This window comes from Citrobacter sp. Cpo142 (assembly GCF_030332425.1).
In the GTDB taxonomy this organism is placed as follows: domain Bacteria; phylum Pseudomonadota; class Gammaproteobacteria; order Enterobacterales; family Enterobacteriaceae; genus Citrobacter; species Citrobacter portucalensis.
The window spans coordinates 1-1,467 of the sequence record NZ_JAOWHW010000016.1 but is presented as its reverse complement, the minus strand read 5'-3'; the positions used below and the strand labels follow the sequence as shown (position 1 = coordinate 1,467).

Sequence of the window (1,467 nt, the reverse complement as noted above, 5' to 3'; positions counted from 1 at the left end):
TGTGGCGGCGCTGATGGCCATCGATGCCGGACTTGAGCGACTACGGCACGCGGTGCTGGAAAAAGGGGCTGAGGATGATCGTTAAGTTTCATCCCAGGGGGCGCGGCGGTGGTGCCGGCCCGGTGGATTATCTGCTGGGAAAAGACCGGCTGCGCACCGGTGCCAGTGTTCTGCAGGGCAAGCCGGAGGAAGTCCGTGAGCTTATTGACGCCTCACCCTATGCCAAAAAATATACCTCCGGGGTGTTGTCGTTTGCCGAACAGGATTTGCCCCCCGGTCAGCGGGAAAAGCTGATGGCGAGTTTTGAGCGGGTTCTGATGCCCGGCCTCGATAAAGACCAGTACAGCGTACTGTGGGTCGAGCATCAGGATAAGGGACGGCTGGAGCTTAACTTCCTGATCCCGAACACGGAACTGTTGACCGGCAAGCGGCTCCAGCCGTATTACGACCGCGCCGACCGTCCACGCATCGATGCCTGGCAGACCATCGTTAACGGTCGGCTGGGACTGCACGACCCGAACGCGCCGGAAAACCGGCGTGTGCTGGTCACACCATCCGCGCTACCAGAAGCGAAGCAGGAGGCCGCAGAAACGATCACACGAGGTTTGCTTGCCCTTGCCTCATCCGGGGAGGTGAAAAACCGTCAGGACGTCACTGAGGTGCTGGAAAACGCAGGTTTTGAGGTGGTGCGCACCACAAAAAACAGTATCAGCATTGCCGACCCGGACGGGGGGCGAAACATCCGACTTAAGGGGGCCATCTATGAGCAGTCTTTTAACGCTGGCGAAGGACCTGGAGCTGAAATCGAAAGAGCAGCAGCAATCTACAGAAAGGATGCTGAAAACCGTATTCAGCGAGCACGAACGGTCTGTAAGGCAGGAACTGAACGAAAGCGCGAAGAGAATCAGCGACGCCATCAGCGCCCACGAGAAGGGTATGACAGAGGCGATGCAGTCGAACCGGCTGAGCGTGATGCGTATGGTCGGGCGGACGTGGCTGACCATCACGATGGTATCCGGGCTACTGTTTTCCAGCCTGAGCGGGGTACTGTGGTACCAGGGGAGTCTGATAGCGTCCAACCAGGCGGAAATTGTGAAGCAGAATGCGGCGCTGTCAACGCTGAACGCGAAGACGTGGGGCGTGACGCACCAGGAAGACAACAACGGACGTTTCCTTGTGCTGCCGAAGGGAATGAAAGCCGAAACGGGCTGGACGGCGGACAACGGGAAGCGGAACGCAGTGAAGCTGGTGAAGGAGTGAGGGCTGATGACCGAGCTGGAAACACAGTTGCTGAGCGCATTAGAGCAGCTACAGCAGGACTACTCGCAAAGGCTGGACGAATGGGAGAGCGCCTTCGCGGAATGGCAGAGGATGTGTGGTCTTATGCAACGGGAGAACGCGGCGCTGAGCGAGCGCGTCACAAACTTGAGTCAGCAAGTGGATCGCTTGAGCGGGCAACTGAGTCGT

At 58.6% G+C, this 1,467-nt stretch carries 1 protein-coding gene and 2 pseudogenes; all 3 read left to right on the top strand.

All coding sequences use genetic code 11. The features are described 5' to 3' along the window. Positions 1-85: pseudogene (locus tag OGY18_RS00110) on the top strand (MobC family plasmid mobilization relaxosome protein); the annotation flags it as partial. After that, positions 75-392, top strand: a pseudogene (locus OGY18_RS27435) (plasmid mobilization relaxase MbeA); the annotation flags it as partial. The pseudogenes OGY18_RS00110 and OGY18_RS27435, both read left to right, overlap by 11 nt. Positions 393-1,266: 874 nt before the next feature. Continuing rightward, positions 1,267-1,467: MbeD family mobilization/exclusion protein (locus tag OGY18_RS00095; protein WP_286551135.1), on the top strand; the 201-nt coding region annotated here is incomplete at its 3' end.